Consider the following 18,140-nt stretch of genomic DNA (forward strand, 5'->3'; position numbering starts at 1 on the left):
CCTTACGCGATGCCCGCTCACCAGATCACCATCATCAACAAGCTGGGCTTGCACGCCCGCGCGGCCGCCAAGTTCGTCGGCGTTGCCGGTAAATACCCGTGCCAGATCCGCGTCGGTCGCTCTCCCGACAGCATGGTCGACGGCAAAAGCATCATGGCCGTCATGATGCTCGCCGCCGGAAAAGGCACCGAAATCCACCTGCTGACCGAAGGCGACGACGAACATGCGGCACTGGAAGGTCTGATCGAGCTGATCAACAACAAGTTTGACGAGGGCGAGTAATCGCCCCGCTTACCAATGCATTCCCTTGAAGTCCTCGGCGCTCGTCAGTTCGAAAAATTCTGGTTTTTTGATCTGCCCGTCGGGGAAGGTCGCAACAATCTCCAGATCCCCCCGCCCTCACCCAACCCTCGGAATCATCCGACTTGATCATTCTCGGCGATGGATCTTTAATTCACCGCTTTGAAACACCTCATTGCTCATCATCCACTCTCAATCGTTCATCAGCCTGAGTGGCGACTGAGGTCCATACTCAAGCGTGACGGGTTTTCGGGTGTACCTTCACAGAGTTGATCGATGACACTGTCCGCAGCGTTGGCGCTTCACGGGGCTTGGTCCCGCTCGGAAAAAATGTTGATGACCGGCAGCGTACTGGCGGTGTTGGCGATTGTGCTGATCGTCACGTCACTGCTTGCTCGCGAGTACGGCAACGCTACCGATACTGCGGTGCGTTCGGCGAACAACGTGGTGCAGTTGATCGACGCCGACGTGCAACGCAGCGCAGACCTCTACGACACATCGCTTCAGGGCATGATCGCCACTTGGCGGCAGCCGGAGGTGATGTCGATTTCCGCACAGTTACGTCAGCAGGTGCTGTTCGACCGCTCAACCGCTGCCCCTTACAAAGGCGATCTGGTGGTGCTGGACGAAACCGGCACCATCGTTGCCGATTCAATTTCAGCCATCCCTCGCGAAGACAACTTCTCCGACCGCGCCAGTTTCGCCTGGCACCGGGATAACCCTTCTCTGGCCTTGCAGGTTGCTGGCCCTTTCAAGTCGCGCTGGGGGTTCAAGGATTGGTGTATCAGCTTCAGCCGCCGGATCCCCTCGCCTGACGGAAGGTTCGTCGGCGTGGTAGCCGCATCGATGCGTCTGGCGTATTTCAACCGCCTGTTTCGCGGACTGGACGTCGGCCAGCACGGCACCATCAATCTGATCAACGCCGACGGCATAATGCTCGCCAGGGAACCGGAGGAAACCGAGCGTACCTTCATCGGGCAGGATTTCAGTCAGCGACCCAATTTCCAGCGCATTCTCAAGGAGGTCAACGGCAGCTTCACCGCCGTCTCGGAACTGGATGGCGAACGCAGGCTCTACACATTCTCGCGGGTGGGCGACCTACCCCTGATCGTGGTGGTCGCACAGTCGCGGGACGAGGTGTACGCGGTCTGGAAGCGCAATGCGCTGCTGGTAGCGAGCGCAACCGGCCTGTTGTGCCTGGGCATCCTGTGGCTGTCCTACCTGCTGGGCCAACAATTGAAGTTACGGCACCGGGCGGAACGAGAGCTGGCCGAACTGGCGGCAACGGATGGCCTGACAGGACTTGCCAACCGTCGTCGGCTGGACATGGTCCTACGGCAAGAATGGGCGCGTAGCGTGCGCTCCGGCACCCCGCTCTCGCTGCTGATGATCGATGTGGATCACTTCAAGACATTCAACGACCGACACGGACATCACGGCGGCGACGTCGCGCTGCGCGATGTAGCCAAAACACTGGCCGCCAACATCCGTCGCCCGGGCGATCTGGCGGCCCGCTATGGCGGAGAAGAATTCATGGTCGTATTGCCGGAAACCGATCTGCGAGGCGCCTATGCACTGGCAGAAAAGATCAGAATCGCCATAGGGTCCCTGCCGCCCTATGCCAGCGAAACTCATCCCGTCACAGTGAGCATTGGTGTCGCCTCACAGCGGCCACGATCAGGAGACAAGCAACCGCAACTGCTGGCCGATGCCGACACAGCGTTGTACCAAGCCAAACGAAACGGTCGTAACAGGGTCGAACCGCGCCCATAAAAAAACGCCAGTCAGGCTGGCGTTTTTCGATCACTCTGGCGATCAGCTCGCTCTGCGAACAGAGTCGCGCAGCGCCTTCACTTTGTCGTGGTTGGCTTGCACACCTGCCAATTGACGCTGAATAAGGCTGACCACATTGGTTGGAAATGCTTTTTCCACAGCCTTTTGCTGAGCCTCTTTATAGGCTTTCAGTGCATGGTCTTCACCACGTTCCACTTCATTAAGCACGGCTTCATCGCTTTTGCCAGTGACTGCCGATTTCAGCTCGACCCACAGACGGTGCACAGTACCTGCAGCGCTGGAGGAATTTTCTGGATCGCCACCGAGCGCACGAACTTCGGCTTGAAGCTCACGCACGGCCGACGCGCATTCCGAAGCGCGAGAAAGGAAGTAGGCTTTAATCTCTGGGTTTTTCAGGTCTTCGGCGCTGGTGTGAAAACCTTTTTCGCCATCCTTACTGGTTTCGATCAGATCATTCAGGACCGAAATCGCTTCTTTGTTGATGTCTGTCATTTTGCAGTTCCTTTCTGGCAGGTTAATCGAAGGGTTGATGTGTCCACACTCGATAACACTGTTATTGCAGCGTGCGTGCCAGTTAATCTGATAAATATTTCTACCCTATTTTCAATGACTTACAACATTCAACATTATGTTCAACCTCGCGTTCTGCATGATGAGTGCATTGGCGTACTTGCAGAATGCACGTATCGTCCAAGTTCATTGAAAACGATAAACGGAGTCGGCATGAATCCCGAAAAACTCAAACTGCTGGTGACCCGGGAAATGCCCTACGGCAAATACAAAGGTCGCCTCCTGGCGGACCTGCCCGGTGACTATTTGAACTGGTTCGCCCGCAAAGGATTTCCTGCCGGGGAACTGGGCAGCTTGCTGGCCTTGATGCACGAGATCGACCACAACGGGCTGTCCGCCCTCCTCGATCCGTTGCGCACACGCCCTCGCGAGCCGTTACGCGAAAGCCCGCTGAAGACACCGATCCGCTTCACCTGAACGCGTTGATCTGCGCCCACCAAAAATCGGGCAAAAAAAAGCGGCAACCGCAGACGAATACGGTGCCGCCAAAGAGCTTCATGGAAAAACAACTACAAAGGAGTGCTAAAGATACGAAAGCGCTTGAGGTCGAGTGCGGTACATATTTATAGCGTCTGTTTTTTCTGAAAATCAGGCAAAAAAAACGGCGCTCCTGACCAAAGGAACACCGTTAAACAGCCATGCAACAACGACTCCTGTAGCAGCGCCCCAGCGCTCGAACGCATTCAATGCTCTCGATTAGAACAGCTCACGCATGAACGGGAGCTGTCGAAGATCAATAAACGGGGCGCCTGACGCCTGCGTCAGCCGAACAGCGCAACCGCTTCGGCCGTTGCCTCAGTGATGCGCCCCCAGTCACCGTTCTTGACCCAGGCGTTGTCGATCATCCATGTGCCGCCGACGCACATCACGTTCGGCAACGCCATGTAGTTTTTCAGGTTGGCCGCGCTGACGCCGCCAGTCGGGCAGAAGCGGACTTCCGGGAACGGACCGCCCAAAGCCTTGAGCGCACCAACACCGCCGCTGATTTCAGCCGGGAACAGCTTGAAGCGACGATAGCCCAGCGCGTAACCGATCATGATTTCCGACGCACTGGCAACGCCCGGCAGCAGCGGCAATTCGCTCTGCGCACCGGCTTCCAGCAGGTCTTGCGTGCTGCCAGGCGTGACTATGAACTGCGAACCGGCCTCTTCGGATGCCTTCAGCATGTGTCGATCCAGCACAGTGCCCGCGCCAACGCACAGCTCAGGACGAGCGTCGCGCAGCATGCGAATGGCCTTGAGGCCGAATTCGGAACGTAGGGTAATTTCCAGCGCGGTCAGGCCGCCTGCTGCCAGCGCATCGGCCAGCGGCAGCACGTCCTGTTCACGCGCAATGGTGATGACCGGCAGAATCTTCGCTTTCGCGCAGAGTTCATCGATCTGGGCAACTTTGCTCGCCATGCTGTTCAACGGTTGTGTCATTTGGGTTTTCTCCATGGCGGCTGATCCATCGCTTATGGGCACCAGTAAATCTCTAGAGACGAATTGAGGAACGCGCGAACCGGCATTTCGGCAAGATCATCGCCTGCCAGCGCGGTGCGCAGTGTTTCCAGTTTTGCCTGCCCGGAAATGGACAGGATTGGCGTCGTTGCCGACGCCAACAGGGAGCGCGTCATGGTTAGACGCTGATGGGGGATACTCGGGGCCAGCATCGGCAGACAGCGTTTGTTGCTGTTCAGATCCAGCGCCTCGGCGAGGTTAGGGCTGCCCGGGAACAGCGACGCGGTATGACCGTCATCGCCCATGCCCAGAATCAGCACGTCAATTTTCGGCAATTCTTTCAGCGCTTCATCCGTAGCCGCTGCCGCTTCGTCCAAGGTCGTCGTCGGGCGATACAGGCTGAAGAAACCTGCTTCGGCCGCCGGTCCTTGAAACAGAAAGCGCTTGAGCAGACCGGCGTTGCTGTCGGCGTGCTCGGTCGGCACCCAGCGCTCGTCGGCGAGCGTGATAACCACTTTCGACCACTGGATCGGCCTTTGCGCCAATGCCTGGAAGAACGCCACCGGACTCTTGCCACCTGACACCGCCAAGGTCGCGATGCCATGCGGATTGCTGGAAATGGCCGCCGTCAGACGCTCGGCCACGTGATCGGCCAGCGCGCTGGCCAGTTGTTCGGGGTTATCGAATTCGTTGGCTTTCAGGCCAGCCGGAAATTGAAGTTCACATATCGCCATACCAGGACCTCCCGTCACGAGTAATGAGCGCAATGGAACTCATCGGCCCCCAAGAGCCTGCCGCATAAGGCTTGGGCGCATCGCCCGCCTTCTTCCAGCCTGCGATCAACTGGTCGCACCATTGCCACGCATACTCGATCTCATCTTTGCGGACAAACAGGTTCTGATTGCCGCGCATGACCTCCAACAGCAACCGCTCATAGGCGTCCGGGACTCGGGCGCTGTGGTATGCGTCGGAGAAGCTCAGTTGCAAAGGATTGCTGCGCAATTGCATGCCTTTGTCCAGCCCCTGATCCTTGGTCATCACTTGCAGCGAGATACCCTCATCAGGCTGCAGGCGGATGATCAGGCGGTTGCTGATCTGCATTCGCTGTTCCGGGGCGAAGATGTAGTGCGGCGGTTCCTTGAAGTGAATCACGATCTGCGACAGCTTTTGCGGCATGCGCTTGCCGGTACGCAGATAGAACGGAACCCCGGCCCAACGCCAGTTACGGATGTCGGCACGAATGGCAACGAACGTTTCGGTGTCGCTCGCGGTGTTGGAGTTTTCCTCTTCCAGATAACCGGGTACCGGTTTGCCTTCGCTGTAACCGGCGATGTATTGCCCACGCACCACTTGGGTCGCCAGGCGCTCCGGGGTGAACGGTGCCAGTGCCTTGAGCACTTTTACCTTTTCATCGCGGATGCTGTCGGCGGACAGGTCGCTCGGCGGGTCCATCGCAATCAGACACAGTAGTTGCAACAGGTGGTTCTGGATCATGTCGCGCAACTGACCAGCCTGATCGAAGTAACCCCAACGGCCCTCGATCCCTACTTTCTCCGCCACAGTAATCTCGACGTGGGAAATGTAGTTCTGGTTCCATTGGGTTTCGAACAGGCTGTTGGCGAAACGCAGCGCGATGAGGTTTTGTACGGTGTCTTTGCCCAGATAGTGGTCGATGCGATAAACGCGATTCTCGGGTAGGAATTTGGCCACCGCATCGTTGACCCGACGGGACGATGCGAGATCATGGCCGATCGGTTTTTCCAGCACGGCCCGGGTGCGATCGGTCAGGCCGACCAACGCCAGATTCTCGCAAATCGCTCCATATACCGAAGCGGGCGTTGCGAAGTAAGCGATCATGGTTTGCGCATCGCCGACTTTCTCGGCCAGCGCGGCGTAGTCTTCGCCCTTCAAAAAATCCACGTGCAGGTAGCTCAGGCGCGCCTGAAAACGCTCCACATGTTCACGCTCAAGCTGCGATTCGGGGACGAAACGGCGCAGGCTCTTGTCGATATACGCCAGATGCTCTTCAGGCGTGCCCGCTTCACGGGCCAGAGCGAAAATTCGGGTCTCGGCATGCAGCAGTCCAGCACGGTCCAGCTGGTACAACGCAGGGAACAGCTTGCGCACTGCCAGGTCGCCCAAGGCGCCGAACAAGGCGAAAGTGCACGGTTCAACCGTAATCGAGAGCATAATGTTGGTTCTTTTATCAAGTTAAGCTACAAATACCTTTTTTAAAGGCGTTACTCAAGGCCAAATGTAGTAATAACCACAACATTTACCCAAAAAGCACATTAGAGTGGTGATCACTACAGGCCCCCAGTACGATAGGCCACCTTTGCTACAGGCTAAAGGCCCTGTTGAGCACCTTTTGCAAACCGTTTGCACATTGCCTCACAGATCAGCCTGTTACAGCGTCACAAGAAGGACTTTGAATGGAACGGGTACGCAATCTTCTGGAGCAGATCCAGAGCCGTCTTGAAGAACTGAACAAGGCCGAGCGCAAGGTCGCCGAGGTCATTCTGAGCAACCCTCAGCAAGCCACGCGCTTCAGCATCGCGGCGCTCGCCCAGGCGGCCAAGGTCAGTGAGCCAACTGTCAACCGCTTCTGCCGCTCGTTCGATGTCAGCGGCTATCCCGAGCTGAAACTGCAACTGGCGCAAAGCCTGGCCAGTGGTGCGGCTTATGTCAGTCGGGCGGTGGAAGCCGACGACAATCCCGAAGCCTACACCCGCAAGATTTTCGCCAGCGCCATTGCATCCCTCGACAGTGTTTGCCAGGTGCTCGATCCAAATCTGATCAGCAAGGCCGTCGACCTGTTGATTCAGGCCCGGCAGATCCACTTCTTTGGCCTCGGCGCTTCGGCCCCTGTCGCGCTGGATGCGCAGCATAAATTCTTCCGCTTCAATCTGGCGGTGACCGCCCACGCTGACGTGCTGATGCAACGCATGCTGGCGTCGGTGGCCCACACGGGCGAGTTGTTCGTGATCATTTCCTACACCGGCCGCACCCGCGAGCTGGTGGAAGTGGCACGCATCGCGCGGGAGAACGGCGCATCGGTGCTCGGCCTGACCGCCGCCAACTCGCCGCTGGCCAAAGCCAGTTCGCTGAGCCTGAACATTCCGCTGCCGGAAGACACCGACATTTATATGCCGATGACGTCACGCATCATCCAACTGACGGTGCTCGATGTGTTGGCCACCGGCATGACCCTGCGCCGAGGCGTGGATTTCCAGCCGCATCTGCGCAAAATCAAGGAAAGCCTCAATGCCAGCCGGTATCCGGTGGATGACGGGCTGGATTGAATAGCGTTTCCGGACAGAGCGCAGAACCCGTGGGAGCGAATTCATTCTGGGCGGCATTCCGACGATGCGGTGTCAGTCAATATTTTCTGACCCGACGCATTCGCCACCAAGGCGGCTCCCACAGGTTGCGTATCGAATCAAGGGTTGGTGCTCGACGCGGATTCTGTGAGATCCGCCTTGGTGGCGAATGCGGTTGACCAGCCACCATAGAATCTCCCACAGGATTCCCCCCAACCACAGATCAACCCGCCAAACTCGCTTGCAGGCTCAACCGGACTTGCTGACCGGGCGCCAGGCTCAGGCAATCATCAGCACCTGAAGCCGCTTCGACTCGCACAAAACCCGCAGCCTCATGACCTGTGACACCCAGCAGCGGTCGACTGCCGGGATGCCACACAGCGGTGCTGGCACTGTCGCGGGTGTCGATGTTCAAACGGCGCTGCCAGTTATCGTCATGAAGCTCCAGCCCCCCTTCCAGACCTTCCAACGCGATGTCGGCGATGTCGCTGATTCGCCAGTACGCATGCAGGGCGTGGCCGAATTGACAGGGCTCGCTGTCCTCATGCCGGGTTTCCAGACGCAAGTCCATGCCGTGCCCAAGCTCCGCATAAAGATCAGCCTGCCAATCCCACAGACTCAGGCGCCAGTGCAACGACACGCCTTCGTCATGCTCATGGCTGTCGATCAGCTTCCAGTCGAGCAGCCGCCCCCAACCATTGGCAGGCCAGCCGCCCTCTTCCGGGTGACGGCCCACCCAAGGCCAGCACACCGGTACGCCACCGCGAATCGCACCGACTTGCGGCCAATGTGAGGAGCACCACAACCAAGGTTTCTGACCGGCTGGCTGGAAATGCACGAGCTGCGCACCTTGGCGACTGAAAACCGCTTGGCATTGCGGATGAGTGATCACCAAGACGTCGCGCTGCTGATGGCGCTCCCATTGGAAGGTGGGTTGAGGTCTTACGCTGGTGAAGAAGCGTTGCAGAGGATGTTCAAGCGAACCGGCTTCTTTACTGGACATTGTTTCCCACTACGAATCCACCTTGTAGGCCTTCGCTTGCTCGCGATGGCGGTGTATCAAACTGCATGTAGTCGGCTGACCCACTGCAATGACGAGCAAGCTCACTCTTACAGGTTCGGCGAAAATCCCAGAAATGGCGTTGTTTGACCGTACAAAAAATGCTCCTGGAAACGGAGCTGTCATCCATAAAAAAACGGGCAGCCAAGCTGCCCGCAAAGCACACACGACCCTTGATCGTTTGTGAAGCACATCAGAGAGCGCCACGCGGAGGAGCGGGTCCGCGCGGCGATGAAGCGATTTAGAACTTGGACTGAATCTTCAGACCCGCAACCAGCGCGTTGTCCGCGTCGGTCACACCACCTGGGCTCTTCACGTATTGCAGGTTCGGACGCACGGTCAGCCAGTCGGTCACGTGGAAGCCGTAGTAGATTTCCGAGTTGTACTCGCTGGTCTGCACCGGCTGGAACAGAGGATTGTCGTAATCGCTCACGCCGTTGAAGGCATTGAGTTCACGCTGAGCGTCACGGACGTCGTCGTTCACGTGAATGCGCGCGATGCCAATACCGATGTCATCCTTCGGACGCGCATCGAACGGGCCTTTGTACACAAAGCCGATCTGCTGATAGTTGTCGACGAAGTTGGTCGCCTTGTCATGCACCGTGGCGTTGGCAAAAATGCTCAAGCCGCGGGAAGCGTCGCCGTTGTGAGTGGTCAGTTGTTGCTGCGCTACGATCCACCAGCCGTGCTTGTCTTTGTGGGACTTGAAGTCACCGCCAAAGATACGCTGGTTCTGGCCATCGACGTTTTCAGCAACGTCATCAGCGCTTGGCGAGCTGAGGTAGTAACCGACGCGGTACTCGCCTGGCAAGGAGTTCACGTTAGGCGACCAAACCAGTTCGACCGGGACCACGGTGCCTTTCGCGCCGCTGCCGCTGAGTTTGAAGCTGTTGCCGGTTTCCAGATAGGACGGGTTCTGCTCGTACACACCGATCTGGGCGAAGACTTCCGGCGTGATGTTGTACTTCACGCGCAAGGCCCACTGGCTGACTGGCCAGTTGTACCAAGTGTTCACGTAGTTACCCACTTGCGAGCCGCAGAAAGACAGGTTCTGGAAGTCGCACGGGAAGCTGTTGAAGTCCTCGCCTTCACCGAAGCGACCGACCTTGATATCCAGCGCGCCGTCGAAATACTTCTGCTTGACCCACATCTGCGTCAGACGCCAGGTCTGACCACGGCCCCAGACTTCTTGCGAGGAGCTGAGGGTGCCCGCGCGCGGATCGCTGATACGGTCGTTGGAAATGTTGTTTCCGCTACGCTCGGTGATCGCCAGCTTGAATTCCGCATCATGCCAACCGAGGATTTTCTGCAGGTCCATCTGCACGCCGAATGCGAACTGGTCGCTGTAACGGCCTGTCGTGTCGTGGTTGTAGCCGCCAGCCAGGTTGGAGCCTGCCTCGCCCACGTACTCGATCGGGAAATCGTAGCCTTTGTCGTACAGTTCCTGGCGCAGACCGCCCCAGTCACCGGTCAGGTGTTCACTCGCTTTGAACGGTTCCATCGCGGAGGCCGTTCCGGACAGCGACAAAGCGCCCAAGACCGACAAGCCACCGATAAGCTGAAACTGGTTAAGCGATTTGCCTTTTACCTTCTTCATCCCTTAAATCCTCGTTTTATTGTTATTAGCTTTGAACAGCGTTGTAACCACTTGCCTCGTGTGCCTGACAGGGCGCTTTTTACGGCAGAAAGTGCCTTGCCAGTGTGCTCGTTGACGCAGTGCTCCTGCGTGTGAAGTCAGTTGCGGCTCAGTTTCGGTTGAGCCGCGTAACGTTACTCATGCCCTCATTCGGTTTTGCCTTTCCCAGCACGCCCAGACGCTCCCCGGTGGCAGCATCGAACAACAACACCTTGGACGGATCGAATTGCAGGGTCAGGGTCTCGCCCACGGCAGGTGCGACATCCGGTGCCAGACGGCAGCACACCTTGCTCTCGTTGAGGGTGACGAAAACCAGCGTATCGGGACCGGTCGGTTCGGTGACTTGCACCTCGACGCGAATGGTCGGCAGACCCGCACCTTCACCGGACGCTAACATGATCTGCTCAGGGCGAAGGCCCAGAATCACCTCACGGTCTTCAAGGCCGGCGTCGCTCATGCTCATCGGCAATTCACAGCGCGCCTGACCGCTGTCCAGCAAGGCCACCAGACGACCATCCTTACGTTGCAGGCGCAGCGGAATGAAGTTCATCGGCGGTGAACCAATGAAGCTGGCGACGAACTGGTTGGCCGGGTCGTTGTAGATTTCTTTGGGGGTGCCGAACTGTTGAATGATGCCGTCCTTCATGACCGCCACTTTGTCCCCCAGGGTCATCGCTTCGATCTGGTCATGGGTCACGTAGACCGTGGTGGTTTTCAGGCGCTGGTGCATCAGTTTCATTTCGGTGCGCATTTCGACCCGCAGCTTGGCGTCGAGGTTGGACAGCGGTTCGTCGAACAGATAAATCTTCGGCCGACGGGCCAACGCACGGCCCATGGCCACACGCTGTTGCTGACCACCGGAAAGCTGGCCCGGTTTGCGATTGAGCAGGTGCTCGATCTGCAGGAGCTTGGCGACCCGCGCCACTTCCGCGTCGATGTCCGACTGATTCATCTTGCGAATCTTCAGACCGAATTCGATGTTCTCGCGCACGCTCATGGTCGGGTACAGCGCGTAGGACTGGAACACCATGGCGATGTCACGGTCCTTCGGGCTCATGCCACTGACGTCCTGATCGCCGATCATGATCGCGCCACCGGTGATGTTTTCCAGACCGGCGATGCAGTTCATAAGGGTCGACTTACCGCAGCCGGAAGGGCCCACCAGAATCAGGAATTCGCCATCCTTGATCGACAGTTCGATGTTCTTCAGGGTGTCTGGCAGACCGGCCCCGTAAGTCTTGTTTACATTGCGAAGTTCGAGCGTTGCCATGATTACCCCTTGACTGCGCCGGCCGTCAGCCCGCGCACGAAATACTTGCCTGCCAGCACATAGACCAGCAGCGTCGGCAGCCCGGCGATCATCGCCGCTGCCATGTCCACGTTGTATTCCTTGACCCCGGTGCTGGTGTTGACCAGGTTGTTCAGCGCCACGGTAATGGGCTGGGAATCACCGCTGGAAAACACCACGCCGAACAGGAAGTCGTTCCAGATCTGAGTGAACTGCCAGATCAGGCAGACCATGATGATCGGGGTCGACATCGGCAGAATGATCCGACGAAAAATCGTGAAAAATCCGGCGCCATCCAGACGCGCGGCTTTCACCAGCGCATCCGGGATGCTCACGTAGTAGTTACGGAAAAACAGCGTGGTAAAGGCCAAGCCGTAAACCACATGGACGAACACCAAACCCGTGGTCGTGCTGGCCAGGCCCATCTTGCCGAGCGTGAACGACGCGGGCAGCAGCACGGTCTGGAACGGCAGGAAGCAACCGAACAACAACAGACCGAAGAACATCTGCGAACCGCGGAAGCGCCACATCGACAGCACGTAGCCGTTCAACGCACCGATGGCGGTAGAGATCAGCACCGCCGGAACGGTGATCATGATCGAGTTCCAGAAGTAGCCCTTGACCGTCGCCCAGGCCTTGACCCAGCCAATGGCGGTGACTTCGGCAGGCCAGCTCAGCAGGTTGCCGGTGCCGATGTCTTCCGGGGTTTTGAAACTGGTCAGCAGCATGACCACCAGCGGGATCAGGTAGATCAGCACGGCACCGATCAGCACCGCGTAGATCGCGATGCGGCTCAGGCTCAGTGAAGGTTTGTCGGCCAGACTAGTCATTGCGCTTGGTCCTCAGCTCGGAATACAGGTAGGGCACGAGGATCGCGAGAATCGCACCGAGCATCAGAATCGCACTGGCCGAGCCCATGCCCATCTGGCCACGGCTGAAGGTGAACGAGTACATGAACATCGCAGGCAAGTCAGACGAATAACCCGGACCACCGGCGGTCATCGCGGCCACAAGGTCGAAGCTCTTGATCGCGATGTGCGCCAGGATCATCACCGAGCTGAAGAACACCGGACGCAGGCTCGGCAGCACCACTTTCCAGTAGATCTTCGGCATGCTCGCGCCGTCGATTTGCGCAGCACGGATGATCGATTGATCGACGCCCCGCAGACCCGCCAGAAACATCGCCATGATGAAGCCTGAGGCCTGCCACACAGCGGCGATGACCAGGCAGTAGACGACGCGATCCGGGTCGATCAGCCAGTCCAGACGGAAGCCTTCCCAGCCCCAGTCACGCAGCAGCTTGTCCAGGCCCATGCCAGGGTTGAGCAGCCATTTCCAGGCCGTACCGGTGACGATCATCGAGAGCGCCATCGGGTACAGGTAAATCGTGCGGATGAACCCTTCGCGGCGAATGCGCTGGTCGAGGAACACCGCCAGCAGCACGCCGACCACCAGACTGATGCCGATGAACATGCCACCGAAAACGGCCAGGTTCTTGCTCGCAACCCACCAACGGTCGTTGTCGAACAACCGGGCGTATTGCGCCAGCCCTACGAACTTGTAGGACGGCAGGAATGTGGAATTGGTGAACGACAGAACGAACGTCCACAGGATGTAGCCGTAGAAGCCCACCAGAACGATGAACATGCTGGGCGCCAGCACCAGTTTGGGTAGCCAGCGCTGCAGTGCATCGAACGGCGAGGCTTTGCTGAACACAGCAACAGAACTCATGGTGAAATCCAGTACAGAAAAATGAAATGCGAAGTCAGTTTCTGTAGGAGCGCGCTTGGTCTGGGCCGCACCCGGACGATTGCGGTGTGTCATTAAACGATCAGGGCCTGATCTGACGCATCGCGGGCAAGCGCGCTCCTACAAAGCTGTGGCTTATTTAGCCGCCTTGATCGCAGCACCCAACTTCTTCGCCGCATCAGCCGGATCGGCTTTCGGGTCGTTGATGTAGTTGGTCACGACGTCAAAGAACGCACCTTGAACCGCCAGCGTGGTGGCCATGTTGTGCGCCATGCTCGGTTGCAGGCCGCCGTTCTTGGCGTCCGCCAGGAAGTCCTTGGCGGCGGTCTGGGCGCAGGAGTCAAAGCCGTACTTGTTCATGTCGGCCAGCATGTCGTTGCGCACCGGGATCGAACCCTTGTTGATGCTGAAGACCTTCTGGAAGTTTTCACCCAATACGACCTTGGCGATGTCCTGTTGACCGGCAGCAGTGCCTTTGTCTTTCTGCTTGAACACAGCGAGGGAGTCGATGTTGTAGGTGAACGCCTTGTCAGTACCTGGGAAAGCTACGCACTCGTAGTCCTTGCCGGCGATCTTCTTGGCCGCGGTCCATTCGGACTTGGCCCAGTCACCCATGATCTGCATGCCGGCCTTGCCGTTGATGACCTTGGCGGCTTCCAGGTTCCAGTCCTGACCTTTGCCGTCCGGGTCCATGTAGGTCGCGACTTTCTTCAGCTCGGTGAGTGCCTTGACCATGTCAGGGCCGGTCAACGCGCCGTTGTCCAGATCGACCAGGGCCTTCTTGTAACCATCAGCGCCCATGACGGAGAGCACGACGGCTTCAAATACGGTGCTGTCCTGCCAAGGCTGGCCACCGTGGGCCAGCGGGATGAAACCGGCTTTCTTCAGCTTGTCGCCTGCAGCGTAGAATTCTTCGAGGGTGGTAGGCGCTTTATCGATACCGGCTTTCTTGAAGACTTCCGGGTTGATCCACAGCCAGTTCACGCGGTGAATGTTCACCGGCACGGCCACGTAATCGCCGTCGTACTTCACGGTATCGGAGACTTTCTTGTCGAGGACGCTGTCCCACTTTTCTTCTTTGGCCGTGTCTTTCAAGACATCGGTGTCGAGCAGGCCGGTGGATGCCCACTCCTGAATGTCCGGGCCTTTGATCTGGGCGACGCCTGGCGGGTTACCGGCCACGGCGCGGCTCTTCAGAACGGTCATGGCGGTAGAACCACCACCACCGGCGACGGCGCCGTCCTTCCAGGTGAAACCGTCTTTTTCGACTTGTGCTTTAAGCACATCGACAGCCGCTTTTTCACCGCCAGAGGTCCACCAGTGGACAACTTCGACGGTGCCTTTGGAATCAGCGGCCATGGCGCTCAGAGGGAACAACGAGGCGAGAGAAATGAGTGCTGCGAGACGGGAGATCGAATTCATCTATTTGACCTTTATTGTTGTTATGCATGAGCAAGTCGTAGTGCTTGCGCTGCATGGATTCTAAACAACGGGCTAGAGCGGACGGTAACGAAGGGATGCGCGAGTGTCACAGGATGGTGACATTCGCTGTATTCCGTTGTAGAAGCGCGCTTGCCCGTGACCGCGGTGGGTCAGCACCGAGTGAGATGGCTGACCCACCGCGGTCGCGGGCAAGCGCGCTCCTACAGTGGCCGCGTTCAGTTTGGGCTACGCGGCAAATACAGCGTCACCCGCAACCCACCTTCACGCAGGTTCTGCAAGCTCACCTCGCCGCCATGGCTGTGGGCGATGTTGCGGGCGATGCCCAGCCCCAGGCCGTAGCCCTGTTGCTGTTTGCCCGCCAAGCGAAAATGTGGCTCGAATACTTGCTCAAGCCGCTGCTCGGGTACGCCAGGCCCTTCATCTTCGACGTGTAGAACAAAGGCCTCAGCATCGTCCTTGACGATCAAATGCGCCTTGTCGCCATACTTGATCGCATTGTCGATCAAGTTGCCCATGCAGCGCCGCAACGCCAGCGGCTTGCCGTAAAACATCGACATCGCCTTGCCCTTGAGCGTGACACGACCGTCGCCGTTGGCGCCCAGATACGGCTCGATCAGGCAATCCAGCGCATGGTTCAAATCCACCGGTTCGATGTTCTCGTGGATGTCGGTGTCCTTCACGCATTGCAGCGCGCCTTTGACCAGCAGCTCCAGCTCGTCGAGGTCGCGGGTGAATTTGGTCTGCATCGCTTCATCTTCCAGCAACTCGACGCGCAGCCGAAGGCGGGTGATGGGCGTGCGCAGGTCGTGGGAGATGGCGCTGAACAACTGCCCGCGCTCGGTCAGGTAACGGCTGATGCGGTCGCGCATGGTGTTGAACGCGCGCATCACCTCGACCACCTCACTGCCGCCGCCTTCGACCACCGGTTCTACGTCCGCCCCCAGCGACAGGTCCCGCGCCGCCCGGGCCAGACGCTTGAGCGGGCCGCTCTGCCAGTGCACCAGCAGGCCGATGAACACCAGCAGAAACATACTAGTCAACGCGATGAACCAGACTTGTTGCGAAGGCAAACCTTCCTCTTCGAGCATGGTGTACGGCTCGGGCAAGAGCGAGGCGATGTACAGCCATTCGCCGGGTGACAGCTCGATTTGCGTCACCAGCACCGGAGGGTTTACCGGCTCGAGTGTCAGCGCGTAATGCGCCCAGGAGCGCGGCAGTTCGTCGAGTTTCAGGCCACTGTTGAAGATGCGCAGGTCTTCGGGGCGCACAAAGCGCACGAGGATGTCTGGGTCGGCGCCGAGATTCTGCCGCAGCACCTGACCGACGACGTCGATCACCGCCGTTTTGCGCACCGTCGGCTCCAGCACCTGCATGTCCAGCGGACGATCGTTGAGGGACACGAAAAAGCGCGTACCGCCCATGCTCCGCAATTGATCAAGGACCAGCGGGCGAAACGCCACGGGTAACGAACGGAAGTAACTCACGCTTGCGGCCATGGAAAATCCAAGGCTACGCGCGCTAGTGATCAGGCCCTCCATCTGCGTGGCACGCAGTTGCGAGAGCCAGATAAGGCTGGACAGCGTTTGCGCCAGCAACACCGCGAGCAGGGTCAGCAACAGCATGCGCCCCAGCAATGAACGCGGCACCGGGACGCGACGCTTTTTCTCGTTGCCCATCGGCGATCAGTAGCCGTTGCTGGCTTGCGGCAGCACGTTGGCCGCCAGCAGGTAACCACTGCCGCGCACGGTTCGAATCAGCCTTGGCGCCTTGCCGGTATCACGCAAACGCTGACGCAAACGGCTCACGGCCATGTCGACGATGCGCTCCAGCGGCATCAATTCGCGCCCTCGGGTGGCGTTGCCGATGGTGTCGCGGTCGAGGATCTGTTGCGGGTTGTCGAGAAACAGTTTGAGCAGCGCGAAATCGGCACCGGACAGGATCACTTCTTCCCCATCGTTGTGAAAGAGGCGATGGCTGACCATGTCCAGACGCCACTCATCGAACACCAGCACTTCACCACCGACGCGCTCCTGCCCGAATTGGGCACGACGCAAGAGGGCCTTGATACGAGCCTGAAGTTCGCGGGGGGAAAACGGCTTGGCCATATAGTCGTCGGCGCCTAGCTCCAGACCGATCACGCGATCCGCCTCATCGGAGCTGGCCGTGAGCATGATGATAGGAACATGGGGCTGGCGCGGATGCTGGCGAACCCAGCGACAGAGGCTGAAGCCGTCTTCGTCGGGCAACATGACATCAAGAATCAGCAGGTCGCTGGGCTCGTCGTTGAACGCCTGACGAAACTCGGCGCCGTCACCGACGGTACGCACCTGAAAGCCGGAACGGCTCAGGTAGGCCTGCAGCAATTCCCGAATCTCCTGGTCGTCATCGACCACCAGAATCGATTTACTGACAGCGTTCAATTGGGTCGTCCTTGTAAGCACTGAAATTGTTGTTATGGGGTCTAGCGGGTGACACATTTCTTGTGAGAGCCGGCTTGCTGGCGAAAGCGGTGTTTCATTCGACACTGTGTTGTCTGACACTCCGCATTCGCCAGCAAGCCAGCTACCACAGGTATTGCGTTCGGCATCAGCCCTGGGCAATCAGCGCCTGATCGAGGGCCACACCAGCGCCCATCAGCCCTGGGTACTCAGCCGTCACCAGCCACACCGGCACGTCCTTGAAGTAGTCCTTCATCAGCCCTTTTTCCGCAAACGCCCTGCTGAAGCCGCTCTGCGTGAAGAAGTCGACGAAACGCGGGATCACCCCACCAGCGATGTATACACCGCCCCGGCCACCGACGGTCAACACGTTGTTGCCCGCCACGCGTCCCAGAAATACACAAAACTGCTCAAGCACCGCGCAGGCTACCGGGTCGCCTTTGAGCGCGGCCGAGGTAATCGCTGCCGGAGATTTCAGCTCTGGCTCAATCTCGTCCAGCGCACAACTCACTTGATACAACAGCAACAGACCGGCACCACTGAGAATGGTCTCGGCGCTGACATGTTCGTGGCTGGCCATCAGGCGCATCCACAACAGCGCCTCGCGCGGGCTGCCAATAGGCAAATCAACATGCCCACCTTCGCCTGGCACCGCCGTCCAGTGGCTCTCGCCAGAGCGAATCAGCGTACCGACACCCAACCCGGTGCCCGGACCGATCACCACGCGAGCGGCTTTGGGATCGCCCTTGCCGTGACGCACGGTCAGGTATTCGTCATCGCGCAGGCGGGTCATGCCAAGCGCCATGGCGGTGAAATCGTTGACCATGATCAGGTTGTCGATCTTTAGCGCCGCGCAGAACGCCTGACGATTGATTTTCCAGTGGCTGTTGGTGAAGTGAAAATCATCGCCGGTCACAGGGCCTGCGACCGCCAGACAGATGGAACCGACGTCGCCCAGCTGCAGCTCCAGATCCTGTAGATAGACCAGCAGGGCCTTTTCGGGGCTGGCGTAATCGACCGTCGGGAAGACCCGGATCGAATGCAACTGATCGTCTTCCCAAATGGCGAAACGCGCATTCGTGCCGCCGATATCACCCACCATC

17 protein-coding genes and 1 pseudogene are annotated in these 18,140 nt (G+C 58.6%); 4 read left to right on the forward strand and 14 right to left on the reverse strand.

Features of this window, described 5'->3' with window-relative positions; genetic code table 11:
* The first annotated feature begins 9 nt into the window (after positions 1-9).
* Together ACI5GA_RS11535 and ACI5GA_RS11540 are read left to right on the forward strand one after the other, a co-directional pair.
* Complete coding sequence (locus ACI5GA_RS11535) at positions 10-282, forward strand: HPr family phosphocarrier protein (RefSeq protein ID WP_404633645.1); 273 nt, start codon at positions 10-12, stop codon at positions 280-282.
* 294 nt (positions 283-576) lie between these two features.
* Complete coding sequence (locus ACI5GA_RS11540; protein ID WP_421422818.1) at positions 577-2,073, forward strand: sensor domain-containing diguanylate cyclase; 1,497 nt, start codon at positions 577-579, stop codon at positions 2,071-2,073.
* A gap of 42 nt (positions 2,074-2,115) precedes the next feature.
* Here ACI5GA_RS11540 and ACI5GA_RS11545 read toward each other — a convergent pair whose 3' ends face one another.
* Positions 2,116-2,586: a PA2169 family four-helix-bundle protein gene (locus ACI5GA_RS11545; protein ID WP_404633649.1), complete on the reverse strand. Its 471-nt coding sequence runs from the start codon at positions 2,584-2,586 to the stop codon at positions 2,116-2,118.
* Positions 2,587-2,817: 231 nt separating this feature from the next.
* Between ACI5GA_RS11545 and ACI5GA_RS11550 the strand changes: the two genes are divergently transcribed.
* Positions 2,818-3,081, forward strand: coding sequence for a DUF3820 family protein (locus ACI5GA_RS11550; RefSeq protein ID WP_404633651.1), 264 nt, complete (start codon positions 2,818-2,820; stop codon positions 3,079-3,081).
* Positions 3,082-3,425: 344 nt separating this feature from the next.
* On the opposite strand, the gene ACI5GA_RS11555 is transcribed toward ACI5GA_RS11550, so the two are convergent.
* Genes ACI5GA_RS11555 through zwf form a run of 3 tightly spaced genes read right to left on the reverse strand, consistent with a single transcriptional unit; the run spans position 3,426 to position 6,293 of the window.
* Positions 3,426-4,085, reverse strand: coding sequence for a bifunctional 4-hydroxy-2-oxoglutarate aldolase/2-dehydro-3-deoxy-phosphogluconate aldolase (locus ACI5GA_RS11555; protein ID WP_404633653.1), 660 nt, complete (start codon positions 4,083-4,085; stop codon positions 3,426-3,428).
* 32 nt (positions 4,086-4,117) lie between these two features.
* Positions 4,118-4,837: a 6-phosphogluconolactonase gene (gene pgl, locus ACI5GA_RS11560; RefSeq protein ID WP_421422819.1), complete on the reverse strand. Its 720-nt coding sequence runs from the start codon at positions 4,835-4,837 to the stop codon at positions 4,118-4,120.
* Positions 4,824-6,293: a glucose-6-phosphate dehydrogenase gene (zwf, locus tag ACI5GA_RS11565; RefSeq protein ID WP_404633657.1), complete on the reverse strand. Its 1,470-nt coding sequence runs from the start codon at positions 6,291-6,293 to the stop codon at positions 4,824-4,826. The genes pgl and zwf overlap by 14 nt, the downstream gene beginning before the upstream one ends.
* A 242-nt stretch (positions 6,294-6,535) precedes the next feature.
* Here zwf and ACI5GA_RS11570 point away from each other — a divergent pair, with 242 nt between their 5' ends.
* Positions 6,536-7,405 carry a MurR/RpiR family transcriptional regulator gene (locus ACI5GA_RS11570; RefSeq protein ID WP_421422821.1) on the forward strand — a complete coding sequence of 290 codons (870 nt, stop codon included), beginning with the start codon at positions 6,536-6,538 and terminating at the stop codon, positions 7,403-7,405.
* A 241-nt stretch (positions 7,406-7,646) separates the two neighbouring features.
* On the opposite strand, the gene ACI5GA_RS11575 is transcribed toward ACI5GA_RS11570, so the two are convergent.
* The 10 genes and pseudogenes from ACI5GA_RS11575 to ACI5GA_RS11620 form a co-directional block, all read right to left on the reverse strand.
* Positions 7,647-8,426 carry a D-hexose-6-phosphate mutarotase gene (locus ACI5GA_RS11575; RefSeq protein WP_404633661.1) on the reverse strand — a complete coding sequence of 260 codons (780 nt, stop codon included), beginning with the start codon at positions 8,424-8,426 and terminating at the stop codon, positions 7,647-7,649.
* Positions 8,427-8,724: 298 nt separating this feature from the next.
* Positions 8,725-10,080 carry a carbohydrate porin gene (locus ACI5GA_RS11580; protein ID WP_404633663.1) on the reverse strand — a complete coding sequence of 452 codons (1,356 nt, stop codon included), beginning with the start codon at positions 10,078-10,080 and terminating at the stop codon, positions 8,725-8,727.
* 148 nt (positions 10,081-10,228) lie between these two features.
* Entirely contained in the window at positions 10,229-11,389 is a 1,161-nt protein-coding gene (locus ACI5GA_RS11585; RefSeq protein WP_421422822.1) for an ABC transporter ATP-binding protein, read from the reverse strand.
* Positions 11,390-11,391: 2 nt separating this feature from the next.
* Complete coding sequence (locus ACI5GA_RS11590) at positions 11,392-12,237, reverse strand: carbohydrate ABC transporter permease (RefSeq protein ID WP_404633667.1); 846 nt, start codon at positions 12,235-12,237, stop codon at positions 11,392-11,394.
* Positions 12,230-13,138 carry a carbohydrate ABC transporter permease gene (locus ACI5GA_RS11595; RefSeq protein ID WP_274135696.1) on the reverse strand — a complete coding sequence of 303 codons (909 nt, stop codon included), beginning with the start codon at positions 13,136-13,138 and terminating at the stop codon, positions 12,230-12,232. Before ACI5GA_RS11595 ends, ACI5GA_RS11590 begins: the two co-directional genes overlap by 8 nt.
* Before the next feature lie 153 nt (positions 13,139-13,291).
* Complete coding sequence (locus ACI5GA_RS11600) at positions 13,292-14,578, reverse strand: ABC transporter substrate-binding protein (RefSeq protein ID WP_404633671.1); 1,287 nt, start codon at positions 14,576-14,578, stop codon at positions 13,292-13,294.
* 236 nt (positions 14,579-14,814) lie between these two features.
* On the reverse strand, positions 14,815-15,156 hold the full coding sequence (locus ACI5GA_RS11605) for a sensor histidine kinase (protein ID WP_421425471.1): 342 nt from the start codon (positions 15,154-15,156) through the stop codon (positions 14,815-14,817).
* A 198-nt stretch (positions 15,157-15,354) separates the two neighbouring features.
* A pseudogene (locus tag ACI5GA_RS11610) lies at positions 15,355-16,275 on the reverse strand (HAMP domain-containing protein); the annotation flags it as partial.
* A 6-nt stretch (positions 16,276-16,281) separates the two neighbouring features.
* The gene (locus ACI5GA_RS11615) at positions 16,282-17,019 is read right to left on the reverse strand and encodes a response regulator (RefSeq protein WP_421422823.1); all 738 of its coding nucleotides are present in this window, start codon (positions 17,017-17,019) and stop codon (positions 16,282-16,284) included.
* A gap of 166 nt (positions 17,020-17,185) precedes the next feature.
* Positions 17,186-18,139: a glucokinase gene (locus tag ACI5GA_RS11620; RefSeq protein ID WP_404634338.1), complete on the reverse strand. Its 954-nt coding sequence runs from the start codon at positions 18,137-18,139 to the stop codon at positions 17,186-17,188.
* Between the last annotated feature and the right edge of the window lies 1 nt (position 18,140).

It is taken from the genome of Pseudomonas sp. Pseu.R1 (assembly GCF_045764065.1).
In the GTDB taxonomy this organism is placed as follows: domain Bacteria; phylum Pseudomonadota; class Gammaproteobacteria; order Pseudomonadales; family Pseudomonadaceae; genus Aquipseudomonas.